Genomic DNA, 21,989 nt, shown 5'->3' on the forward strand with positions numbered 1-21,989 from the left:
CCATGTCTGAAATGACCCCACGCGAAATTGTCAGCGAACTGAACAAACACATTATCGGCCAGGACAATGCCAAGCGCTCCGTGGCTATCGCACTGCGTAACCGCTGGCGTCGCATGCAGCTCGACGAAGAGCTTCGCCACGAAGTGACGCCAAAAAATATTCTGATGATCGGCCCGACCGGTGTGGGTAAAACCGAAATCGCCCGTCGTCTGGCCAAACTGGCTAACGCGCCGTTCATCAAAGTTGAAGCCACTAAGTTCACCGAAGTGGGCTATGTGGGTAAAGAAGTGGACTCCATCATCCGCGATCTGACCGATTCGGCGATTAAGATGGTGCGCGTCCAGGCGATTGAGAAAAACCGCTATCGCGCCGAAGAGATGGCCGAAGAGCGTATTCTCGACGTGCTGATCCCACCGGCAAAAAACAACTGGGGACAGGCTGAACAGCAGTCTGAACCTTCTGCTGCGCGTCAGGCATTCCGCAAAAAACTGCGCGAAGGCGAGCTGGACGATAAAGAGATTGAGATCGATCTCGCTGCCGCGCCAATGGGCGTGGAAATTATGGCGCCTCCGGGCATGGAAGAGATGACCAGCCAGTTGCAGTCCATGTTCCAGAACCTGGGCGGGCAGAAGCAGAAAGCGCGTAAGCTGAAAATCAAAGACGCGATGAAGCTGCTGATTGAAGAAGAAGCCGCGAAGCTGGTTAACCCGGAGGAGCTGAAACAGGACGCTATCGACGCGGTTGAGCAGCACGGTATCGTGTTTATCGACGAAATCGACAAAATCTGTAAGCGCGGCAACGCGTCCGGCCCGGATGTCTCCCGCGAAGGCGTTCAGCGCGACCTGCTGCCGCTGGTGGAAGGATGCACCGTCTCCACCAAGCACGGCATGGTTAAAACTGACCACATTCTGTTTATCGCCTCCGGTGCGTTCCAGATTGCCAGCCCGTCTGACCTGATCCCGGAACTCCAGGGTCGTCTGCCAATCCGCGTTGAGTTGCAGGCGCTGACCACCGAAGATTTCGAACGTATCCTGACTGAGCCAAACGCTTCTGTGACCGTACAGTACAAAGCGCTGATGGCGACCGAAGGCGTGAACATTGAATTTACCGATGACGGTATCAAGCGCATCGCCCAGGCCGCGTGGCAGGTCAACGAAACCACCGAGAACATCGGTGCGCGTCGTCTGCACACCGTGCTGGAACGCCTGATGGAAGACATCTCTTATGATGCGAGCGACCTTAACGGTCAAAGCATTACCATTGACGCAGACTATGTGGGCAAACACCTGGATGCGTTAGTGGCAGATGAAGATCTGAGCCGTTTTATTCTATAATCGCGTTCAATGCATTTTCATCACTGTTGATGGGGGCTATGGCCCCCATTTTTATTGGCTAAATAACTATGACTGATATCAGCCGTACACAGGCGTGGCTCGAAAGTCTGCGCCCTAAAACGCTTCCTCTGGCTTTTGCCGCCATTATTGTCGGTACCACGCTTGCCTGGTGGCAGGGTCATTTCGATCCGCTGGTAGCAGGCCTGGCGCTTGTCACCGCCGGGCTGCTGCAAATCCTCTCTAATCTCGCCAATGATTACGGCGATGCGGTAAAGGGCAGCGACAAGCCTGACCGTATCGGGCCGCTGCGCGGGATGCAAAAAGGGGTGATTACCCAGGCACAGATGAAACGGGCGCTGATTATCACCGTGGTATTGATTTGCCTGTCCGGGCTGGCGCTGGTGACGGTCGCGTCGAAAACCACCAGTGATTTCATTGGCTTCCTGGTGCTAGGCTTGCTTGCCATTATTGCAGCCATTACCTATACCGTCGGGACGCGTCCTTACGGGTATATTGGCCTGGGCGACATCTCCGTGCTGGTGTTCTTCGGCTGGCTGAGCGTGATGGGAAGCTGGTACTTGCAGGCGCATACGGTGATACCTGCCCTGTTCCTGCCGGCGACCGCCTGCGGTCTGCTGGCGACGGCGGTGCTGAATATCAATAACCTGCGCGACATCGACAGCGACCGCGAGAACGGTAAAAACACGCTGGCCGTGCGTCTGGGTCCGGTGAATGCACGCCGCTATCACGCCTTCCTGCTCATCGGCGCGCTGGTCTGCCTGGCACTGTTCAATCTGATCTCTCTGCACAGCCTGTGGGGCTGGCTGTTTGTGCTCGCCGCACCGCTGCTGATTAAGCAGGCCCGCTATGTCATGCGTGAACGCAGCCCGGCCGCCATGCCACCGATGCTGGAACGTACGGTAAAAGGCGCGTTACTGACTAACCTGCTGTTCGTCATCGGGATTGTCTTAAGCCAGACGCTGAGTTAGCTGACAAATATCAATTAACAATTGATGATTTTGCCAACAACGCATTTCGCACGATATACTGAACACATTCGCAGCAACAGAGCGTTAAACCTATGAAATACGATACCTCCGAGCTTTGTGACATCTACCAGGAAGATGTCAACGTCGTTGAACCCCTGTTCTCCAACTTTGGTGGACGGTCGTCGTTTGGCGGACAAATCATCACGGTGAAATGTTTCGAGGACAACGGGTTGCTGTACGATCTGCTCGAAGAGAACGGTCGTGGCCGCGTTCTGCTGGTGGATGGTGGCGGTTCAGTGCGCCGTGCACTGATCGATGCGGACCTCGCCCGCCTTGCGGTGCAAAACGAGTGGGAAGGGATTGTGGTCTACGGCTCCGTGCGCCAGGTGGACGATCTGGAAGATCTGGATATCGGTATTCAGGCCATTGCCGCCATTCCGGTTGGCGCAGCGGGTGAAGGCATCGGCGAAAGCGACGTGCGCGTTAACTTCGGCGGCGTGACCTTCTTCTCGGGTGACCACCTTTATGCTGACAATACCGGCATTATCCTTTCTGAGGATGCGCTGGATATTGAGTAGTTAATCGGTAAGCGAGATGCATAAAAAAGCCGGGTGGCGGCTACGCCTTACCCGGCCTGTTCAATTCATTCCCAAGGAAATCAGACTTCTTCCATACGTCCCAGCAGCGCCTGCAAGCGTTCCTGCCAGCCGTTCTGCTGTTCGCGCAGCTGGTTGTTTTCGCGCTCCAGTTCTTCGCGGCTGTGCTGAGCATTCTGAACTTCCTGAGACAGGGAGTTGTTCTTCTCTTTCAGCTCTTCAATTTCCATTTGCAGCAGCGTGATGGTGTCAATCGCCTGCTGTACTTTCGATTCCAGTTTCTCAAACACTTCTAAAGACATGATCCTACCTCTCCTGAATTGCAAGGCGACGCTTTAACGTAAACGCGCACAACATATGTTCCGATTGTATGGAGCGCCGTCGCCCCTGTCCAGCGGCATGCCACGCAGATCGCGGTTTGCAACACTTTTCGGCCTCGTCCTGGTGCGTTCGCCGCATATACCCCTAAGTTGTTAACCCATAAGTTAAAGAAATGATTCAACCCACAATCATTACCTGATGCAAAAACGCGCTTTATGGCGCGAAAACGCTCATTTTATTGACACAGACCACACATTTCGATTTCGATATTTCTCGTTTGTGCTCGTTAACGATAAATTAACACTATGTCTACAGGGCATCGTGACTGTCACGGGCGGTCACGCAAACAATAAACATTACTCTTTTGCAGGATTCCGATTATGAGTCAGACATCAACCTTAAAAGGCCAGTGCATTGCCGAGTTCCTGGGTACCGGGTTGTTGATATTCTTCGGAGTAGGCTGTGTCGCTGCACTGAAAGTGGCGGGTGCCAGTTTTGGTCAGTGGGAAATCAGTATTATCTGGGGTCTGGGCGTGGCGATGGCCATCTACCTGACCGCAGGGGTTTCCGGCGCACATCTTAACCCGGCGGTGACCATCGCGTTGTGGCTATTCGCGTGCTTTGACGGACGCAAAGTTGTTCCTTTCATCATTTCGCAATTTGCCGGCGCCTTTTGCGCAGCGGCGTTAGTTTACGGGCTTTATTACAATCTTTTCATCGACTTCGAACAGACGCATCATATGGTGCGTGGCAGTGTCGAAAGTCTGGATCTGGCAGGCATTTTCTCAACGTATCCGAATCCGCATATCAATTTTGTGCAGGCGTTCGCAGTTGAAATGGTGATTACCGCTATTCTGATGGGCGTCATTATGGCGCTGGGCGACGACGGAAACGGCATTCCGCGCGGCCCGCTGGCACCACTTCTGATTGGCCTTCTGATTGCGGTGATTGGCGCATCCATGGGTCCGCTGACCGGTTTTGCGATGAATCCGGCGCGTGACCTGGGTCCAAAAACCTTCGCCTTCTTTGCGGGATGGGGCGATGTCGCCTTCACGGGCGGCAAAGACATTCCTTACTTCCTGGTTCCGCTGTTCGGGCCAATTGTAGGGGCGGCGCTGGGCGCATTCGGCTATCGCAAATTAATTGGTCGCCACTTACCGTGCGACACCTGTGTGGAAGAGGAAAAAGAGACAACTTCCACCACACAACAAAAAGCTTCGCTGTAATCTGACTACGGGACACATACCATGACCGAAAAAAAATATATCGTTGCGCTCGACCAGGGCACTACCAGCTCCCGCGCTGTCGTAATGGATCATGACGCGAACATTGTCAGCGTGTCTCAACGCGAATTTGAGCAAATTTATCCGCGTCCAGGTTGGGTTGAACACGACCCGATGGAGATCTGGGCGTCACAAAGCTCCACGCTGGTGGAAGTGCTGGCGAAAGCCGACATCAGTTCTGACCAGATTGCCGCTATCGGTATCACCAACCAGCGTGAAACGACTGTGGTCTGGGAGCGCGAAACCGGTAAGCCCATCTACAACGCCATCGTCTGGCAGTGCCGCCGTACGTCAGAGATCTGCGAACAGCTGAAGCGCGACGGGATGGAAGAGTACGTGCGCAGCGCCACCGGCCTGGTGGTTGACCCCTATTTCTCCGGCACCAAAGTGAAGTGGATCCTCGACCACGTGGAAGGTTCACGCGAGCGCGCACGTCGTGGCGAGCTGCTCTTCGGTACCGTCGATACCTGGCTTATCTGGAAGATGACTCAGGGACGCGTTCACGTCACCGACTACACCAACGCCTCGCGCACCATGCTGTTCAACATCAACACTCTGGAGTGGGATGACAAGATGCTGGACGCGCTGGACATTCCGCGAGCGATGCTGCCAGACGTGCGTAAATCTTCAGAAGTGTACGGCCAGACCAACATTGGCGGTAAAGGCGGCACGCGTATTCCTATCGCCGGTATCGCCGGTGACCAGCAGGCAGCCCTGTTCGGCCAGCTGTGCGTAAAAGAAGGGATGGCGAAGAACACCTACGGCACCGGCTGCTTTATGCTGATGAACACGGGCGAGAAAGCGGTGAAATCAGAAAACGGTCTGCTGACCACCATCGCCTGCGGCCCGCGCGGCGAAGTGAACTATGCTCTGGAAGGCGCGGTATTCATGGCGGGTGCCTCCATTCAGTGGCTGCGCGACGAGATGAAGCTGATTAGCGACGCGTTTGACTCCGAATACTTCGCGACCAAAGTGAAAGACACCAACGGCGTGTACGTGGTGCCAGCGTTCACCGGTCTGGGCGCACCGTACTGGGATCCGTACGCCCGCGGCGCGATTTTCGGCCTGACGCGCGGCGTGAACTCAAACCACATCATTCGCGCGACGCTGGAATCCATCGCCTACCAGACGCGCGACGTGCTGGAAGCGATGCAGGCTGACTCTGGCATTCGTCTGCACGCCCTGCGCGTGGACGGCGGTGCAGTAGCCAACAACTTTCTGATGCAGTTCCAGTCCGACATTCTGGGCACTCGCGTTGAACGTCCTGAGGTGCGAGAAGTGACGGCGCTGGGCGCGGCGTATCTGGCAGGTCTGGCGGTTGGCTTCTGGCAAAACCTCGACGAGCTTCAGGAAAAAGCGGTTATCGAACGCGAATTCCGTCCTGGCATCGAAACCACCGAGCGCAACTACCGCTACAGCGGCTGGAAGAAAGCGGTGAAACGTGCCCTGGCGTGGGAAGAGCACGACGAGTAAGCCTATATTCCCTCTCCCCTGGGGAGAGGGTTAGGGTGAGGGGCTCCAACCGCACCGGTCCCCTCGACCCTCCCCACTCTGTGATAAACTTCGTGCAATTCCTTTTGATTGTACGAGTACCTCATGAAACGTGAACTTGCTATCGAGTTTTCCCGCGTCACCGAAGCTGCCGCCCTCGCAGGCTACAAGTGGCTGGGCCGTGGCGACAAAAATACCGCAGACGGCGCAGCCGTCCACGCCATGCGCATTGTGCTTAACCAGGTCAACATCGACGGCACTATCGTCATCGGTGAAGGCGAGATCGACGAAGCGCCGATGCTCTACATCGGTGAAAAGGTCGGGACCGGCAAAGGCGATGCGGTGGATATCGCGGTCGACCCGATCGAAGGCACGCGCATGACGGCGATGGGCCAGGCCAACGCGCTGGCGGTACTGGCGGTGGGCGATAAGGGCTGCTTCCTCAACGCGCCCGATATGTACATGGAAAAGCTGATCGTCGGTCCTGGCGCTAAAGGCGCTATCGACCTTAGTCTGCCGCTGGACGCCAACCTGCGCAATATCGCTGCGGCGCTGGGTAAAGCGCTCAGCGAACTCACCGTGACCATTCTGGCGAAACCGCGCCACGACGCCACCATCGCGTACCTGCAAACGCTTGGCGTGCGCGTATTTGCTATTCCGGATGGCGACGTTGCCGCCTCTATTCTTACCTGCATGCCTGACAGCGAAGTCGACGTGCTTTACGGCATCGGCGGCGCGCCGGAGGGTGTGGTCTCTGCGGCAGTGATCCGCGCGCTGGACGGCGATATGCAGGCGCGTCTGCTGCCACGCCATGAGGTCAAAGGCGACAGCGACGAGAACCTTCGCATTGGTGCAGACGAACTGGCGCGCTGCGCGGCGATGGGCATCGAGGCCAATAAAGTGCTCGCGCTGAACGAGATGGCCCGCAGCGATAACGTGGTCTTCTCCGCAACCGGCATCACCAAAGGCGATCTGCTGGACGGCATCACCCGCAAGGGCAACATGGCCACCACTGAAACCCTGCTGATCCGCGGTAAATCCCGCACCATTCGCCGCATTAAGTCCATTCATTATCTCGATCGTAAAGATCCGGACGTACAGACGCACATTCTGTAAAACCGTTTGATCGATAGAGCTTTCCGGCCCGAATGGGCTGGAAATGTTTCCCACAAGTACGGAAGATAGAAGAGAGAAACAGCACAGGAGAAGATCATGGCGGACTGGGTAACAGGTAAAGTCACAAAGGTACAGTTCTGGACCGATGCGCTATTTAGCCTCACGCTGCACGCTCCCGTTCATCCGTTTACTGCCGGGCAGTTTGCCAAACTCGGGCTGGATATCGACGGTGAACGCGTACAGCGCGCCTACTCTTACGTTAATGCGCCTGATAACCCGGACCTTGAGTTCTATCTGGTCACCGTCCCGGACGGTAAGCTCAGCCCACGCCTCGCCGCGCTGAAGCCGGGCGATGAAGTGCAGATTGTCTCCGACGCGGCGGGGTTCTTCGTGCTGGATGAAATCCCCGACTGTGACACGCTCTGGATGCTGGCGACCGGCACGGCCATCGGCCCGTATCTTTCCATTCTGCAATACGGCAAAGATCTGGAGCGCTTTAAAAATATCGTGCTGGTTCACGCCGCGCGCTACGCCGCAGACCTGAGCTATTTGCCGCAGATGCAGGCGCTGGAACAGCGATATGGCGGAAAGTTAAAAATTCAGACGGTGGTCAGCCGCGAAACCGCAGCTGGCTCGTTAACCGGTCGCGTTCCGGCGTTGATTGAAAGCGGCGCGCTGGAAGAGGCGGTGGGTTTACCGATGAATACCGAAACCAGCCACGTGATGCTGTGCGGCAACCCGCAGATGGTGCGCGATACGCAGCAGTTGCTGAAGGATACCCGGCAGATGACGAAGCACCTTCGCCGTCGGCCGGGCCACATGACCGCCGAACACTACTGGTGATCAGCGGTACTTCACCTCAAGGGTATCTTTTCCATATTTGTTCTCGCTCTGGGTGCCGATAAACGCGCCCAGTTCGACAACCATCATTACAAAGATAACCGTCGGCAGCAGTCTGCCCACCACCCATGGGAGGATTGAGGGCAGCAATGACCAGTTCCCCGCCACCAGCATCCACGCCAGGATAATCAGGAAAGCCCATGCGCCGGAGCGGCCACGATCGTGCAGACGTTTCACCACCACGGCGGCGGTTGGCCACAGTAAACAGACCAGCGCAAATGCCGCGGTTTGCGTGCTCAGCCATGCGTTGTAGGCAACAAAAAACAGAAGCAGCATGGCGACAACCCACGTTGCAATCCAGATCCAGAAGTCACGGCGCCCAATACGCCCTTTGAATGAAAACAGCCACTGCTGTATGGTCATGTAAGGTTCCTTATTATTGTTTAGCCCGCATTTTACCCTGGAGTTGTGACCTTTTGACAAGCCGACCAGATATCGTTTTAATCATGGGCAATGACGGCCAGGGGCAATGTTGATGAAAAGTTCGGCACACTCTCTTTATTTGTGTTTAGCGATGCTGAGCGCCAGTTTTTCCCTGTACGCCACGGAAACGGCTTCCCCGGTCACCGCCCCCTATCTTCTGGCGGGCGCTCCCTCTTTCGATCAATCTATCAGCCAGTTCCGCGAAGCCTTCAACAAAGAAAATCCCTCACTTCCGTTGGGAGAGTTCCGAGCGATTGACAGCGCCCGCGATACGCCGACCCTGACCCGCGCGGCCAGCAAAATTAACGAGAATCTGTATGCCTCTACCGCCCTTGAGCGCGGAACGTTAAAAATCAAAAGCATGCAGATCACCTGGCTGCCGATTCAGGGCCCAGAGCAGAAAGCGGCGAAAGCGAAAGCGCTGGAGTACATGAGCGCTATTCTGCGCGCCTTTACCCCCACCTTCACGAAAGCACAAAGCCAGCAAAAGCTGCAAAAACTTCTTACCGCGGGGAAAAACAAACGCTATTACGCCGATACGGAAGGTGCCGTTCGCTATGTCGTCGCAGATAACGGCGAAAAGGGGCTGACCTTCGCGGTTGAACCGATTAAGCTGGCACTATCAGACGCACTCGAGGGGGCGAATTAATGACAAAAAGCAAAGCCTTTCGAGGGAAAATCTCTATACTGATTCACAGACCATGCTGCCCTTAAGGGTGGCCATATTCCTTAATTCGCTTATTGAGCGTGGAGAATTGAAATGCGACATCCTTTAGTGATGGGTAACTGGAAACTGAACGGCAGCCGCCACATGGTAAACGAACTGGTTGCTAACCTGCGTAAAGAGCTGGCTGGCGTGACCGGCTGCGCGGTTGCTATCGCTCCGCCGGATATGTACCTGGATCTGGCTAAACGTGCCGCTGACGGCAGCCACATCATTCTGGGCGCGCAGAACGTTGACGTTAACCTGTCTGGCGCGTTTACCGGTGAAACCTCCGCTGAAATGCTGAAAGACATCGGCGCGAAATACATCATCATCGGCCACTCTGAGCGTCGCACCTACCACAAAGAATCTGACGAGTTCATCGCGAAGAAATTCGCTGTGCTGAAAGAGCAGGGTCTGATCCCGGTTCTGTGCATCGGTGAAACCGAAGCAGAAAACGAAGCGGGTAAAACCGAAGAAGTGTGCGCACGTCAGATCGACGCTGTGCTGAAAACCCAGGGCGCGGCAGCGTTCGAAGGCGCGGTTATCGCTTACGAGCCAGTCTGGGCGATCGGTACCGGCAAATCTGCAACTCCAGCGCAGGCACAGGCGGTGCACAAGTTCATTCGTGACCACATTGCAAAAGCAGACGCGAAAGTGGCTGAGCAGGTCATCATCCAGTACGGCGGTTCCGTTAACGCATCAAACGCAGCTGAGCTGTTCACCCAGCCAGACATCGATGGCGCGCTGGTTGGCGGCGCATCCCTGAAAGCAGACGCTTTCGCGGTGATCGTTAAAGCGGCAGAAGCGGCTAAGCAGGCGTAATTGCCTTTGTGGCGGGTGGCGCTTCGCTAACCCGCCCTACAAAACCACTACAAACGTCCTAATACGCTAAACCACAAATAATCCAGCGGCAGCAGCACCAGATACGTCGCAATCGCCAGCGCCAGGCAGAGCAGCATCCCCGCCTTCGCAGGCACTTTCCCTAAGCCCATCGCCACCACAATTGGCGACGCCTGATACGGCAGCAGCGGTGTGGAATACCCCAGCACCTGGATCATGATCACCGACAGCAGCGGGAAGCCGGTCGCGTCCGAGAAGCTCTGCGCCAGCGTGGTGTACAGCGCCGGAACGCCATTGGCGGTCATAATGAAGTTGAGCGCCGTGGTGATCCCCGTCAGCGCCAGGAAGCTGGTAAACGGACGGTCTGCATCCAGCGGCATGATATGGAGCAACCCTTCACCTACGGTCGAACCGATACCGGTCTGCGTTACCGTAATGGCCAGCCCGAGTATACCCGCGACGTAAATACAGGTACGCATATTCACCCCCGCCGAGAACTCCTCCCCGGTGATAAAACCTATACGCGGCAGCATAACGACGACCGAGGCCGCCAGCCCTGTCCACGCTGGGCCCACGCCGTGCCAGCTCTCCGTCACCCACATCGTCAACACCACCGCCAGCAGCCAGGCGAGCCGTTTTTCGTCACGCCCCATCGGTTCCGATGGCGCGAGATCCTTCGCCGGTTTCGGGTTGCCGGGGAACAGCCAGCAGATCAGGCCAATCAGAATCAGGCCTTTAAGAATACCCAGCACCGGGGTGTGCAGCAGCAGATACGGAACATAGTTCAGGTGGATACCGTATGAGCCTTCCGCCGCGCCGCTCATCACCAGGTTGGGCACGTTGGCGGGCAAAATAGTGGCCGAGAGCTGGAAGGTGCCAAACCCGACCGCCAGCGCCAGGCCAAACCAGGCCCGCGAGCCATCAGGAATGCCGGCCCGCTTCGCCATCGCGGCGACAATCGGCATCAGCAGCGCAATACGTCCCATGTTCGACGGCATCACGAATGCCAGGGCATAGCTCAGTAGCACAACGCTTGCCACCATCAGCACCCAGGAGTCGGTAAGCTTTGCCGACAGCGCCCGGGCGGCCCTGTCCGCCAGGCCGGTTTTCCGAATCGCCACACCCAGCACAAAGCCGCTGAACACCAGCCAGAAGGCAGACGAGGCGAAGCCGCCGAAGATTACTTCCGGCGGGGCGATTCTGGCGGCCATCGCCGCCGTGAAAAACAGCAGCGCGGTGATAAATTCGGGCAACAGCGACGTCGCCCACAGCACGATGGTGACGCCGACGATCAGCGAGGGAAGCAGCAGAGGATGCGTTAACCAGAGCGACATACCTGTCTCCTGTAGAATTTTTCAGCAAGTCTACGGCGACAGGCAGGGCGAGTAAACGCTATTTATGGTGGGGTCACTTCAGGATATCGCATTGATGATCCTGCAATTCCTCAGCCGACGCGCGGTTAAAGGTAAGCAAATTACGCTCTGTCGCCAGCAATACAAACGAGCCGTCTGACTGCTGCGCCATCGCCAGCGCGAAGCGTCCCATATGGTCGCGCGCTTCTGGCAGCTCTTCCGCCAGCATCATAAACGGGCTGCGCTGCACCAGTTCGTTCTCCGTCACCCGACGGGCAAGATATTCATGCCCTTCCAGCCCGCCCGGAAGCGGTAACCACTGGGTGCTGATTTGCCCCTGCGACGCGTTCAGCTTCTCGCGCACGTCTGGGCGCAGACAGGAGATGTGGATATGAAAATGGTTTTGCGTGCGCCCGGTCGGGGAGTTGATGGTTAGCGAAACGGCGCTGTCAGGCACGTCGGCTCCTCGTTTCATGCTCATAAAATGACGAGACTGCCATGCCAGCCAGAAGAAATTCGGTGTCTGCGGCTCTGTCAGCAGCGGGCTTTCAGTGCCGTTGATACGGTACGTGGGCATCAGCAGGTATTGCAGCGATCCGTTGCGGTCTTTGAACACCACGTAGCCCGCATCTGGCTTCACCTGCGCGCACGGTGCCGGGTTACGGTTATGCAGCTGGTTGGGCACACACTGGTCGAGAACGATATGACGCAACGCATTCGGATTACCCGCTTTCATCCAGTACACGCCGCCTGCGGCAAGGGCGATAACGATCAGAATCAGTAAGATAATTTTTTTCACAACGCGTTCCCTGTTTTCAATAGAGGCAAAAGAGTAACGCAAAATGATGACCAAATAAAAAACCCGGCGGATTTCTCACACCGGGTTACCGTGTCGTTCTTTGTAAAACGCTTAGCGCTTGCTGATCTGGTCGAAGGTGCCGCCGTTAGAGAAGTGCTCTTTCTGCGCTTTGGTCCAGCCGCCAAAAACGTCATCGATAGTAAACAGCTTCAGTTTCGGGAAGGCGTTTTCGTATTTCTTCGCGACGGCCTCATCGCGTGGGCGGTAGAAGTTTTTCGCCGCAATTTCCTGCCCTTCCGGTGAGTAGAGGTACTTCAGGTAGGCTTCCGCCACCGCTTTGGTGCCCTTCTTATCAACAACCTTATCGACGACGGAGACGGTCGGCTCAGCGAGGATGGATTCGCTCGGGGTGACGATCTCGAACTTGTCTTTACCCAGCTCGTTGGTCGCCAGCAGGGCTTCGTTTTCCCAGGCGATCAGCACGTCGCCGATGCCGCGCTCGACGAAGGTGTTGGTTGCGCCGCGCGCGCCGGAGTCCAGCACTTCGACGTTTTTAAACAGTGCTTTGACGAAGTCCTGTGCTTTGGCCTGATCGCCGTTGTTGTGGTGCAGCGCGTAGCCCCAGGCCGCCAGGTAGTTCCAGCGTGCGCCGCCGGAACTTTTCGGGTTCGGGGTAATGACAGACACGCCAGGCTTAATCAGGTCGTTCCAGTCTTTAATCTGTTTCGGGTTGCCTTTGCGCACCAGGAAGACGATGGTCGAGGTGTATGGCGCAGAGTTGTCCGGCAGGCGCTTGATCCAGTTTTTGTCGATACGGCCACGCTCCGCGATCGCATCCACGTCATAAGCCAGCGCCAGGGTCACCACGTCGGCTTCGATACCGTTGATCACCGATGTCGCCTGCTTACCGGAACCGCCGTGAGACTGGCGAACCACCACGTTATCGCCGGTTTCCTGTTTCCAGTGCGCCGCGAAAGCTTTGTTGTACTGGTCGTACAGTTCACGCGTCGGATCGTACGACACATTCAGTAACTGAATGTCCTTTGCCAGAACGCTGGTTGATGCCAGCAATAATGTTAACCCCACGCCCCATTTATTCATCGCCCAGCTCTCTTGTGTAGTGTTTTGATGAATGCAGCGTGCCAGAAAGCTAACCGATGATTAAAGAATAAAAAAAGATTGGCTATAACGTGGAGGAATAAAAAAAGTGAATGAGCGGACTGATGCCCTCACCCCAACCCTCTCCCACAGGAGAGGGAGCAACCATAAAAAACGGTAACCCAAGGGTTACCGTTTTGCATTTACCTTGCCGCCACCGGGCAACAGAGCCAATCAGTACAGTTTTTTCGCGCAGTCCAGCCAGTCACCTTTGAACGGACGCTTCATGTTTTCAATGGCATCGATGATGTCATGGTGAACCAGTTTCTCGTTCTGGATACCGACGCAGCGGCCGCCGTGTCCCTGAAGCAGTAGCTCGATCGCGTACGCGCCCATGCGGGACGCCAGGATACGGTCGTACGGGCCTGGGGAACCACCACGCTGAATGTGACCCAGAACGGTCGCGCGGGTTTCGCGTTTGGTTTCGGTTTCGATGTACTTCGCCAGCTCGTCAACGTCACAGATGTGCTCGGTGATAGCAACGATGGCGTGTTTCTTACCTTTCGCGATACCGGCTTTGATTTCAGCGACCAGATCTTCACGGCTAAATTCCACTTCCGGCACCACCACGAACTCACAGCCACCGGCAATTGCCGCTGCCAGAGTCAGGTCACCGCAGTAACGGCCCATCACTTCAACAATGGAAATACGCTGGTGAGAGGAAGAGGTGTCACGCAGGCGGTCAATCGCTTCCACAACGGTACCCAGCGCGGTGAAGTAACCGATGGTGTAGTCGGTGCCTTTAATGTCGTTGTCGATGGTGCCAGGCAGGCCGATGCACGGGAAGCCCATTTCAGTCAGACGTTTTGCACCCATGTAGGAGCCGTCGCCGCCGATAACCACCAGCGCATCCAGACCCCGTTTTTTCATGTTTTCGATAGCCACTTCACGGATGTGTTCGTCACGGAATTCCGGGAAGCGTGCAGAACCGAGGAAAGTACCGCCACGGTTGATCATGTCAGACACGCTGTAGCGGTCGAGCTGAACCATGCGGTCTTCATACAGACCCAGGTAACCGTCATAGATACCAAAAACTTCCAGACCTTCCGTCAGCGCTGCACGGACAACCCCACGGATTGCCGCGTTCATGCCCGGCGCATCACCGCCGCTTGTCAACACACCGATTTTCTTAATCATGACTACCTCTGAACTTAGGAATGCAAAATTGAAATCTGCTGCCGGAAGAAACTGTTCAACCGTCGAATACTGCAAATAGTATATCAATCCCTTCCAGCTGAATTGATTCAGGTCAGGCCATATGGTGGTAATTTATCCACAAAATGCTGCTCTGGCTCACTTTTTTACAACGAATTACGAAAGCTCAAAACGCCCTGGGTACGACAGAGCATGGGTCCTGGTGAATAATGACGTCTGACCCAGGGAAACGCTGCAAAATCGCCTGCTCCACCTGTTCAGCGACCATATGCGCCTGAACCAGTGGCAGGTTGTCTTCCATTTCCAAATGAATCTGAATAAAGCGGGTCGGCCCTGACTGCCGCGTACGAAGATCGTGAGCACCACTGACGCCGGGCCAGTTGGTCACGATGGCATAAATTTCATCACGTTCTGCATCCGGAAGCGCACGGTCAAGAAGCGACTGTACCGCGTCATACCCCATCCGCAAGGCGCTGTATAAAATATAGATCCCTATCCCTAACGCAAACAACGCATCGGCCCGATGCCAGCCATACCAGGCCAGACCAAGCGCAATAAGAATAGCCCCATTCATCATAACATCAGACTGATAATGAAGCATATCGGCCCGTACAGCCTGGCTTTGTGTTTTGCGTACAACCCAGCGCTGGAACGTTACAAGAACAAGTGTGCTTATAAGTGCAACTACCGTTACGACCACGCCAACGCCCGGATCGTTCATTGGTGACGGCGAAACAAGATGCTGAATGCCTGTCAAAAACAGGAAAAGCGCAGAGCCCGAAATAAACATGCTTTGTGCCAGCGCGGCCAGCGATTCCGCTTTGCCGTGGCCAAACGTATGCTCTTCATCCGCCGGTTGCAGCGAGTAGCGCACCACCAGCAGGTTGGTCAGCGAGGCGGCAATATCCACCAGTGAGTCCACCAGCGCCGCCAGAATACTGACCGATCCGGTGTACCACCACGCGAAAATTTTAATGATCAGTAAACACGACGCCATCACCGTCGCGGCTATTGCGGCCCGGCTTACCAGCCGTCCATAGGATTGATTCATAAACACTCCTGTCATGCCATGGCGCTAGTATAACGGATGGTGGTGGAGTGAAAGGATGAATAAAGCGTTAACAAACCGGAACGATGGGCAAAAAAAACCCCCACATCATGTGGGGGAAGACAGGGATGGTGTCTATGGCAAGGAAAACAGGGTTTACTGGTTACTACGGGTACTGCTATTGCTACTGAAAAGCGTAATATCTGAGCTTCGCTGCATCCGTGCAACCTCACGCAACTGGTTCATACGTTGCTGATGTTTGGTATTCAAAACCGCTTGCTGCTCGGGCGTTAGCAGGTGGAACATCTGGTTGCGAACCTTCGCCATCTCTACCTGGCGGGCAACCTGTTCCTGCGCCATTTTTTCGGCCTGAGCGCGTACAGCGCTTTCGTCAAAATTTTCTGCGGTGACAAGGCGATGCATTGTCTCCATTTCGCTAACATTAACAGGGGGCTGGTCGTGTCTTGCCCTCTGCATCAGATCTCGCATCTGTTGACGCTGATGTTCGGTTAAACTTATGCCGTCAAACATATGGCTTTGGCTGCTGTGCTGCGTTGCGCCCTCTGCTGAGGAACCGTTATCGCTGATGATAGCTACAGCAGCCTGGCTAAACGCACTGAAGGCCAGCGTTGAGGCCATGACGGCAGCGGTAACTTTGCGCATCACTTGCTCCCAAAATCTTTCGTGTCGCGATTCAACGAGAGACAGTCTACGATTCAGGCTGCAAACATGCGTCAGGGGGTGTAAAACAACGTAAAGTCATGGATTAGATAGCCTTGATGTCGTAATTTCTGCCTCGGAGGTATTTAAACAATGAATAAAATCCTGTTAGTTGATGATGACCGAGAGCTCACATCTCTTTTAAAGGAGTTGCTCGACATGGAAGGTTTCAACGTCCTGGTTGCCCATGATGGCGAGCAGGCGCTGAGTCTCCTTGACGACAGCATCGATTTACTTTTGCTCGACGTCATGATGCCGAAGAAAAACGGTATTGATACGTTGAAAGAGCTTCGCCAGACACACCAGACCCCCGTCATTATGCTGACCGCACGCGGCAGCGAGCTTGACCGCGTACTCGGCCTTGAGCTGGGTGCGGATGACTATTTACCTAAGCCGTTCAACGACCGTGAACTGGTGGCCCGTATTCGCGCGATCCTGCGCCGCTCTCACTGGAGCGAGCAGCAGCAGAATACCGACAACAGCTCACCTACGCTGGAAGTGGACTCCCTGAGCCTGAACCCGGGCCGACAGGAAGCGAGCTTCGACGGTGAAACGCTGGAGCTAACCGGCACCGAGTTCACCCTGCTGTATCTGCTGGCGCAGCATCTCGGCCAGGTGGTGTCGCGTGAACACTTAAGCCAGGAAGTGCTGGGCAAACGCCTCACCCCGTTTGACCGCGCCATCGACATGCATATCTCGAACCTGCGCCGTAAGCTGCCGGAGCGTAAAGACGGTCATCCCTGGTTCAAAACCCTGCGTGGTCGTGGTTATCTGATGGTTTCCGCTTCATGATAGGCAGCTTAACCGCCCGCATCTTCGCCATCTTCTGGCTGACGCTGGCACTGGTTTTAATGCTCGTTTTGATGTTGCCAAAACTCGACTCACGCCAGATGACGGAGCTACTCGACAGCGAGCAACGTCAGGGCGTGATGATCGAGCAGCACGTGGAAGCGGAGCTGGCAAACGATCCGCCGAACGATTTAATGTGGTGGCGCAGGCTGTTTCGCGCTATCGACAAGTGGGCGCCCCCCGGACAACGTCTTTTACTGGTCACCAGCGAAGGTCGCGTGATTGGGGCCGATCGCAATGAAATGCAGATTATCCGCAACTTTATTGGCCAGGCGGATAACGCCGATCACCCACAGAAAAAGAAATATGGTCGGGTAGAGATGGTTGGTCCTTTCTCGGTTCGGGACGGGGAAGACAATTATCAGCTCTACCTGATTCGCCCTGCGAGCAGTTCCCAGTCCGACTTCATCAACCTGCTGTTTGACCGTCCGCTTTTGCTGTTGATTGTCACGATGCTGGTCAGTTCCCCGCTGCTATTATGGCTGGCGTGGAGCCTGGCGAAACCGGCGCGTAAGCTGAAAAATGCGGCGGACGAAGTGGCGCAGGGCAACCTGAGGCAGCATCCGGAGCTGGAATCCGGGCCGCAGGAGTTCCTGGCCGCCGGAACCAGTTTTAACCAGATGGTCTCTGCTCTTGACCGCATGATGACCGCGCAGCAACGCCTGCTGTCGGATATCTCCCACGAGCTGCGGACGCCGCTCACGCGCTTACAGCTGGGTACCGCCCTGCTGCGCCGCCGCAGCGGTGAGAGCAAAGAGCTGGAGCGTATTGAGACGGAAGCGCATCGCCTGGACAGCATGATAAACGATCTGCTGGTGATGTCGCGCAATCAGCAGAAAAACGCGCTGGTGAGCGAAACGGTGAAAGCCAATCATCTGTGGCATGAGGTGCTGGACAACGCGGCGTTTGAAGCGGAGCAGATGGGCAAATCCTTCACCGTTAACTTCCCGCCGGGCCCGTGGCCGCTCTACGGTAACCCCAACGCGCTGGAAAGCGCGCTGGAAAATATCGTGCGTAACGCCCTGCGCTACTCGCACACGAAGATTGAGGTGGCGTTCTCGGTGGATAAAGACGGGATCACCGTCATCGTCGACGACGACGGTCCTGGCGTCAGCCCGGAAGACCGCGAGCAGATTTTCCGTCCGTTCTACCGTACCGACGAGGCACGCGACCGTGAATCTGGCGGTACGGGACTGGGTCTGGCGATTGTTGAAACCGCCATGCAACAGCACCGTGGCTGGGTGAAAGCCGATGACAGCCCGCTGGGCGGGCTCAGGTTAACGCTGTGGCTGCCGCTGTATAAGCGTTCGTAACCGTATGTGCCGGGTGGCGGCTTCGCCTTACCCGGCCTACTTTCTGCGGGAACTATTTCCCCCATAATCTCCGCGAACTGCTCTCGATCTTGCCGCTTATCCGCCGCTTCTGCATCGTTCTGGTCCAGCTGGTGGATAATCCCGCCGCTGACAGCAGACGGTGATACTGATCGTCATCAAACGGCATATGCCAGGCAATTGCGCAGGCCTCGTACACCGACACCTCACTCAAACGCGAAGCCAGCTCAAGCGGCGCATCCGCCGAAACCTGTCCCGCCTGCACAACGCGATACAGCCAGCCGGTTTTACCCGCGTTTTGCAACTGGGCCGACATATCCTGAATGCCGAAATGGTAATTAAGCTTAAAGCACGGTGAGCGCGGCTGGGTGACCTGAATCAAAGCATCGCCCCAGCGGTAAATATCGCCGATAAAGACGTTCTTCTCCGTCAGCCCCTCCGTTGAGAGATTTTCGCCAAACGCGGGGGCGACGAAGAGGTCAGCCTGTTCAGGAAATTCGGTTTTCCAGTGCTGATAGTGCTCGCGCGGATAATGGCACAGCGCGCGATCGGGCCCGCCGTGGATTTTCTTTTCAGCCTGCTGGTCACCCGCAAGCCCGAGATCGGTCAACGTCAGCTCACCGTCGACCTGCACTTTGGCGATGGCACTCGGGCGGCTGCCTTCGTACTCCCTTACCTTGCCTGTAAACACATTCACCGGGTAATGCATCTCCACTCCTTCAGATACAAAAAAAGCGAGTCATCAGACTCGCTTCTCACAGGCGTCAATGCAACCTTATTTTTTAGCGGCGAAACGCGCTGCTGCTTCGTCCCAGTTCACTACATCCCAGAAGGCTTTGATGTAGTCAGGGCGACGGTTCTGGAACTTCAGGTAGTAAGCGTGTTCCCACACGTCCAGACCCAGAATTGGGAAGCCGGATGCGCCAGAGATAGCTTCACCCATCAGCGGGGAGTCCTGGTTAGCGGTAGAAACGACCGCCAGTTTGTCACCTTTCAGGACCAGCCACGCCCAGCCAGAGCCGAAACGGGTTGCAGCGGCTTTTTCGAATTCCGCTTTGAAGTTGTCAACGGAACCGAAGTCACGCTCGATAGCCGCTTTCAGGTCGCCCTGAAGGGTGGTGCCGGTTTTCAGGCCTTTCCAGAACAGGCTGTGGTTAGCGTGACCGCCCGCGTTGTTGCGCAGCACGGTTTTCTTGTCTGCCGGCAGCTGGTCCAGCTTGGTGATCAGCTCTTCAACAGGCAGATTAGCGAACTCAGGCAGGCTTTCCAGCGCGGCGTTCGCGTTGTTCACGTAGGTCTGGTGGTGTTTAGTGTGATGGATTTCCATCGTCTGCTTGTCGAAATGCGGTTCCAGTGCGTCGTAGGCATACGGCAGGGATGGCAGTGTATAACTCATAATCCTCTCCATTATTGTCGGGCGGCACAGCTGTTAATGCCGCGTAAGCAGTTGGTTCATTATAGTTAATTAAATGATATTGAAAATGATTATCAATGCCGTAGTTTTTATAAGGTTATTCGGTTTTTGATAAATGACAAAATTGTGAGTCTGCTCACGTGTTTAACGTGCTGATTGCCATCCTGAACAAAAGTGCGGCAACCTTCTGAAGGTTCCCAAACCGCCTCATTTTTACACTCATCAAGTCGGCGGGAAGCCTCCGGCTATAAAAACGATGAGGATGTAAAAATGAATCATGCGATTACGATGGGTATCTTCTGGCATTTGATAGGCGCGGCCAGTGCAGCCTGTTTCTATGCCCCGTTTAAAAAGGTGAAAGGCTGGTCATGGGAAACCATGTGGTCCGTTGGCGGTACCGTGTCCTGGCTGATTTTGCCGTGGACAATCAGCGCCATGCTGCTGCCCGATTTCTGGGGCTACTTCTCCTCCTTCAACGCCTCCACCCTGCTGCCGATATTCCTGTTCGGCGCGATGTGGGGCATCGGTAATATCAACTACGGCCTCACCATGCGCTACCTCGGCATGTCGATGGGGATTGGCATCGCGATTGGCATAACGTTGATTGTTGGCACCCTGATGACGCCAATCCTCAACGGCAACTTCGATGTGCTGATCAACACCCAGGGAGGGCGAATGACCCTGCTGGGCGTGCTGGTGGCGGTGATCGGCGTGGGCATCGTCACCCGCGCGGGCCAGCTGAAAGAACGCAAGATGGGCATCAAAGCCGAAGAGTTCAACCTGAAGAAAGGGCTGCTGCTGGCGGTGATGTGCGGCATCTTCTCGGCGGGCATGTCGTTCGCCATGAATGCCGCCAAACCGATGCACGACGCCGCTGCGGCGCTGGGCGTCGATCCGCTGTACGTTGCCCTGCCAAGCTACGTGGTGATCATGGGCGGCGGCGCGCTGGTAAACCTCGGCTTCTGCTTTATTCGTCTGGCAAAAGTGAACAACCTGTCGGTAAAAGCCGACTTCTCGCTGGCAAAACCGCTGATCGTCACCAACGTCCTGCTCTCCGCCCTTGGCGGCCTGATGTGGTATCTGCAATTCTTCTTCTACGCCTGGGGTCACGCCAGTATTCCGGCGCAGTATGACTACATGAGCTGGATGCTGCACATGAGCTTCTACGTGCTGTGCGGCGGGCTGGTTGGGCTGGTGCTGAAAGAGTGGAACAACGCCGGGCGTCGTCCGGTTGGCGTGCTGAGCCTGGGCTGCGTGGTGATTATCATTGCGGCCAATATCGTCGGCCTCGGCATGGCGAACTGATTACGCTGCCTTTCGACTGCGATGACGCCACTGAACCGGCGTCATCCCCACCTCACGGTTAAACACCACCGAGAAGTAGTTACTGTCCTCAAAGCCGCAGCGCATCGCCACTTCACTCACCATCAGCTCCGTATGCTGTAACAGGTACTGGGCGTGGCAGATGCGCAGCTGGCGCAGATAGTGGTTTACCGTCATCCCCGTCTGGGTGCGGAACTGCTGGCGCAGCGCGCGCTCGCTGCACTGCTCCTGCTCGCAGAATTTTTCCAGCACGAAACTCTTGTTCAGACTGCCCGCAAGCCGGGTGATGAGCTTATCCAGCAACGCTTCCTGCATGGTGGCAGAGGGATTATCCGTAGCGTAACGATGGCGCTTCAGGGTCATCACCAGCTGGGCGAAAAGCAGCTCCGACATCTGGTTTGCCACCGGATCGCTCTTCTGGCTCTCCTGCTCCAGCTGGGAAATCGTCTGGCGCACCTGAGCCATGCCGTTGCTGCTTAAGCGCCAGTGCGGTTCGCCTCTGGCATCATGAAAACCGGGGATATTGCCCGCCCAGTCGACATTCAGTTTAAGTCTGTCGGGGCAATAGATGACGTTCTGCAACACCAGATCGTTAACCGAGGCGTAGGAGTGTTTGTCTTCAGCGCGGATGTAGAACAGGTCTCCGCGCGTGATGCGGTAGGGACGGTCGTTGAGGACGTGCAGGCCATTGCCCCGCCACACCAGCACCAGCTCGCAAAACTCGTGGGTGTGCTCGGCGAAGACGTTTTGCGGGTAGCGGTCGGCCACCGCGACGGCCTGACTCGCGGAGGCAAAAAAATCATCTTTGCGAAGAATGAGCTGAGCAGCCACACCACAACCT

General features: G+C 55.9%; 23 protein-coding genes. 12 read left to right on the forward strand and 11 right to left on the reverse strand.

Annotated elements, in window-relative coordinates; translation table 11 throughout:
* Nucleotides 1-2: 2 nt before the first annotated feature.
* From hslU to rraA, 3 genes are all read left to right on the forward strand, one after another.
* Nucleotides 3-1,334 carry an HslU--HslV peptidase ATPase subunit gene (gene hslU, locus SK53_RS20340; protein WP_003862035.1) on the forward strand — a complete coding sequence of 444 codons (1,332 nt, stop codon included), beginning with the start codon at nucleotides 3-5 and terminating at the stop codon, nucleotides 1,332-1,334.
* 68 nt (nucleotides 1,335-1,402) lie between these two features.
* The gene (gene menA, locus SK53_RS20345; RefSeq protein ID WP_022652060.1) at nucleotides 1,403-2,323 is read left to right on the forward strand and encodes a 1,4-dihydroxy-2-naphthoate polyprenyltransferase; all 921 of its coding nucleotides are present in this window, start codon (nucleotides 1,403-1,405) and stop codon (nucleotides 2,321-2,323) included.
* 92 nt (nucleotides 2,324-2,415) lie between these two features.
* Complete coding sequence (gene rraA / locus SK53_RS20350; RefSeq protein ID WP_003862032.1) at nucleotides 2,416-2,901, forward strand: ribonuclease E activity regulator RraA; 486 nt, start codon at nucleotides 2,416-2,418, stop codon at nucleotides 2,899-2,901.
* A gap of 80 nt (nucleotides 2,902-2,981) precedes the next feature.
* Here rraA and zapB read toward each other — a convergent pair whose 3' ends face one another.
* Entirely contained in the window at nucleotides 2,982-3,221 is a 240-nt protein-coding gene (gene zapB / locus SK53_RS20355) for a septal ring assembly protein ZapB (RefSeq protein WP_003862031.1), read from the reverse strand.
* A gap of 399 nt (nucleotides 3,222-3,620) precedes the next feature.
* Here zapB and SK53_RS20360 point away from each other — a divergent pair, with 399 nt between their 5' ends.
* The 4 genes from SK53_RS20360 (at nucleotide 3,621) to fpr (ending at nucleotide 7,973) form a co-directional block, all read left to right on the forward strand.
* The gene (locus SK53_RS20360) at nucleotides 3,621-4,466 is read left to right on the forward strand and encodes an MIP/aquaporin family protein (RefSeq protein ID WP_003862030.1); all 846 of its coding nucleotides are present in this window, start codon (nucleotides 3,621-3,623) and stop codon (nucleotides 4,464-4,466) included.
* Between the two features lie 21 nt (nucleotides 4,467-4,487).
* Nucleotides 4,488-5,996 (forward strand): glycerol kinase GlpK, encoded by a 1,509-nt coding sequence (gene glpK / locus SK53_RS20365; RefSeq protein ID WP_003862028.1) that lies wholly within the window; start codon nucleotides 4,488-4,490, stop codon nucleotides 5,994-5,996.
* Nucleotides 5,997-6,119: 123 nt separating this feature from the next.
* Nucleotides 6,120-7,130 (forward strand): class II fructose-bisphosphatase, encoded by a 1,011-nt coding sequence (glpX, locus tag SK53_RS20370; RefSeq protein ID WP_023315041.1) that lies wholly within the window; start codon nucleotides 6,120-6,122, stop codon nucleotides 7,128-7,130.
* Between the two features lie 96 nt (nucleotides 7,131-7,226).
* Nucleotides 7,227-7,973, forward strand: coding sequence for a ferredoxin--NADP(+) reductase (fpr, locus tag SK53_RS20375; RefSeq protein ID WP_003862024.1), 747 nt, complete (start codon nucleotides 7,227-7,229; stop codon nucleotides 7,971-7,973).
* On the opposite strand, the gene SK53_RS20380 is transcribed toward fpr, so the two are convergent.
* Entirely contained in the window at nucleotides 7,974-8,393 is a 420-nt protein-coding gene (locus tag SK53_RS20380) for a DUF805 domain-containing protein (protein ID WP_003862022.1), read from the reverse strand.
* Between the two features lie 112 nt (nucleotides 8,394-8,505).
* Here SK53_RS20380 and SK53_RS20385 point away from each other — a divergent pair, with 112 nt between their 5' ends.
* Together SK53_RS20385 and tpiA are read left to right on the forward strand one after the other, a co-directional pair.
* The gene (locus SK53_RS20385; RefSeq protein WP_003862020.1) at nucleotides 8,506-9,102 is read left to right on the forward strand and encodes a DUF1454 family protein; all 597 of its coding nucleotides are present in this window, start codon (nucleotides 8,506-8,508) and stop codon (nucleotides 9,100-9,102) included.
* Nucleotides 9,103-9,213: 111 nt separating this feature from the next.
* The gene (tpiA, locus tag SK53_RS20390) at nucleotides 9,214-9,981 is read left to right on the forward strand and encodes a triose-phosphate isomerase (protein WP_003862019.1); all 768 of its coding nucleotides are present in this window, start codon (nucleotides 9,214-9,216) and stop codon (nucleotides 9,979-9,981) included.
* 47 nt (nucleotides 9,982-10,028) lie between these two features.
* Here the strand turns inward: tpiA and SK53_RS20395 are convergent, their stop codons facing one another.
* The 6 genes from SK53_RS20395 to cpxP all read right to left on the reverse strand — a co-directional run bounded on the left by SK53_RS20395 (nucleotide 10,029) and on the right by cpxP (nucleotide 16,174).
* Nucleotides 10,029-11,333 (reverse strand): SLC13 family permease, encoded by a 1,305-nt coding sequence (locus SK53_RS20395; RefSeq protein ID WP_048209936.1) that lies wholly within the window; start codon nucleotides 11,331-11,333, stop codon nucleotides 10,029-10,031.
* Nucleotides 11,334-11,406: 73 nt separating this feature from the next.
* Nucleotides 11,407-12,150, reverse strand: a complete 744-nt coding sequence (locus SK53_RS20400; RefSeq protein WP_048209937.1) for a CDP-diacylglycerol diphosphatase — start codon at nucleotides 12,148-12,150, stop codon at nucleotides 11,407-11,409.
* 111 nt (nucleotides 12,151-12,261) lie between these two features.
* The gene (locus SK53_RS20405; RefSeq protein ID WP_003862012.1) at nucleotides 12,262-13,251 is read right to left on the reverse strand and encodes a sulfate ABC transporter substrate-binding protein; all 990 of its coding nucleotides are present in this window, start codon (nucleotides 13,249-13,251) and stop codon (nucleotides 12,262-12,264) included.
* Nucleotides 13,252-13,482: 231 nt separating this feature from the next.
* The gene (gene pfkA / locus SK53_RS20410) at nucleotides 13,483-14,445 is read right to left on the reverse strand and encodes a 6-phosphofructokinase (protein ID WP_003862009.1); all 963 of its coding nucleotides are present in this window, start codon (nucleotides 14,443-14,445) and stop codon (nucleotides 13,483-13,485) included.
* A 184-nt stretch (nucleotides 14,446-14,629) separates the two neighbouring features.
* Entirely contained in the window at nucleotides 14,630-15,514 is an 885-nt protein-coding gene (gene fieF, locus SK53_RS20415; RefSeq protein WP_022652064.1) for a CDF family cation-efflux transporter FieF, read from the reverse strand.
* Nucleotides 15,515-15,667: 153 nt separating this feature from the next.
* Nucleotides 15,668-16,174 carry a cell-envelope stress modulator CpxP gene (gene cpxP, locus SK53_RS20420; RefSeq protein WP_048209938.1) on the reverse strand — a complete coding sequence of 169 codons (507 nt, stop codon included), beginning with the start codon at nucleotides 16,172-16,174 and terminating at the stop codon, nucleotides 15,668-15,670.
* 150 nt (nucleotides 16,175-16,324) lie between these two features.
* Here cpxP and cpxR point away from each other — a divergent pair, with 150 nt between their 5' ends.
* Together cpxR and cpxA are read left to right on the forward strand one after the other, a co-directional pair.
* Entirely contained in the window at nucleotides 16,325-17,023 is a 699-nt protein-coding gene (cpxR, locus tag SK53_RS20425) for an envelope stress response regulator transcription factor CpxR (RefSeq protein WP_003862004.1), read from the forward strand.
* Nucleotides 17,020-18,393, forward strand: a complete 1,374-nt coding sequence (gene cpxA, locus SK53_RS20430; RefSeq protein ID WP_003862003.1) for an envelope stress sensor histidine kinase CpxA — start codon at nucleotides 17,020-17,022, stop codon at nucleotides 18,391-18,393. The genes cpxR and cpxA overlap by 4 nt, the downstream gene beginning before the upstream one ends.
* 52 nt (nucleotides 18,394-18,445) lie before the next feature.
* Here the strand turns inward: cpxA and yiiM are convergent, their stop codons facing one another.
* A complete protein-coding gene (yiiM, locus tag SK53_RS20435; RefSeq protein WP_003862001.1) occupies nucleotides 18,446-19,120 on the reverse strand; it encodes a 6-hydroxyaminopurine reductase in 675 nt (224 codons plus the stop codon).
* Nucleotides 19,121-19,186: 66 nt separating this feature from the next.
* Entirely contained in the window at nucleotides 19,187-19,807 is a 621-nt protein-coding gene (gene sodA / locus SK53_RS20440) for a superoxide dismutase [Mn] (protein ID WP_003861999.1), read from the reverse strand.
* 288 nt (nucleotides 19,808-20,095) lie between these two features.
* On the opposite strand from sodA, the gene rhaT reads away from it, so the two are divergent.
* Nucleotides 20,096-21,130, forward strand: coding sequence for an L-rhamnose/proton symporter RhaT (gene rhaT / locus SK53_RS20445; RefSeq protein ID WP_048209939.1), 1,035 nt, complete (start codon nucleotides 20,096-20,098; stop codon nucleotides 21,128-21,130).
* Here the strand turns inward: rhaT and rhaR are convergent, their stop codons facing one another.
* Nucleotides 21,131-21,979 (reverse strand): HTH-type transcriptional activator RhaR, encoded by an 849-nt coding sequence (gene rhaR / locus SK53_RS20450; protein WP_003861996.1) that lies wholly within the window; start codon nucleotides 21,977-21,979, stop codon nucleotides 21,131-21,133.
* Nucleotides 21,980-21,989 lie beyond the last annotated feature (10 nt).

The sequence above is a fragment of the Enterobacter sp. MGH119 genome, from assembly GCF_001037675.1.
In the GTDB taxonomy this organism is placed as follows: Bacteria; Pseudomonadota; Gammaproteobacteria; order Enterobacterales; family Enterobacteriaceae; genus Enterobacter; species Enterobacter hormaechei_C.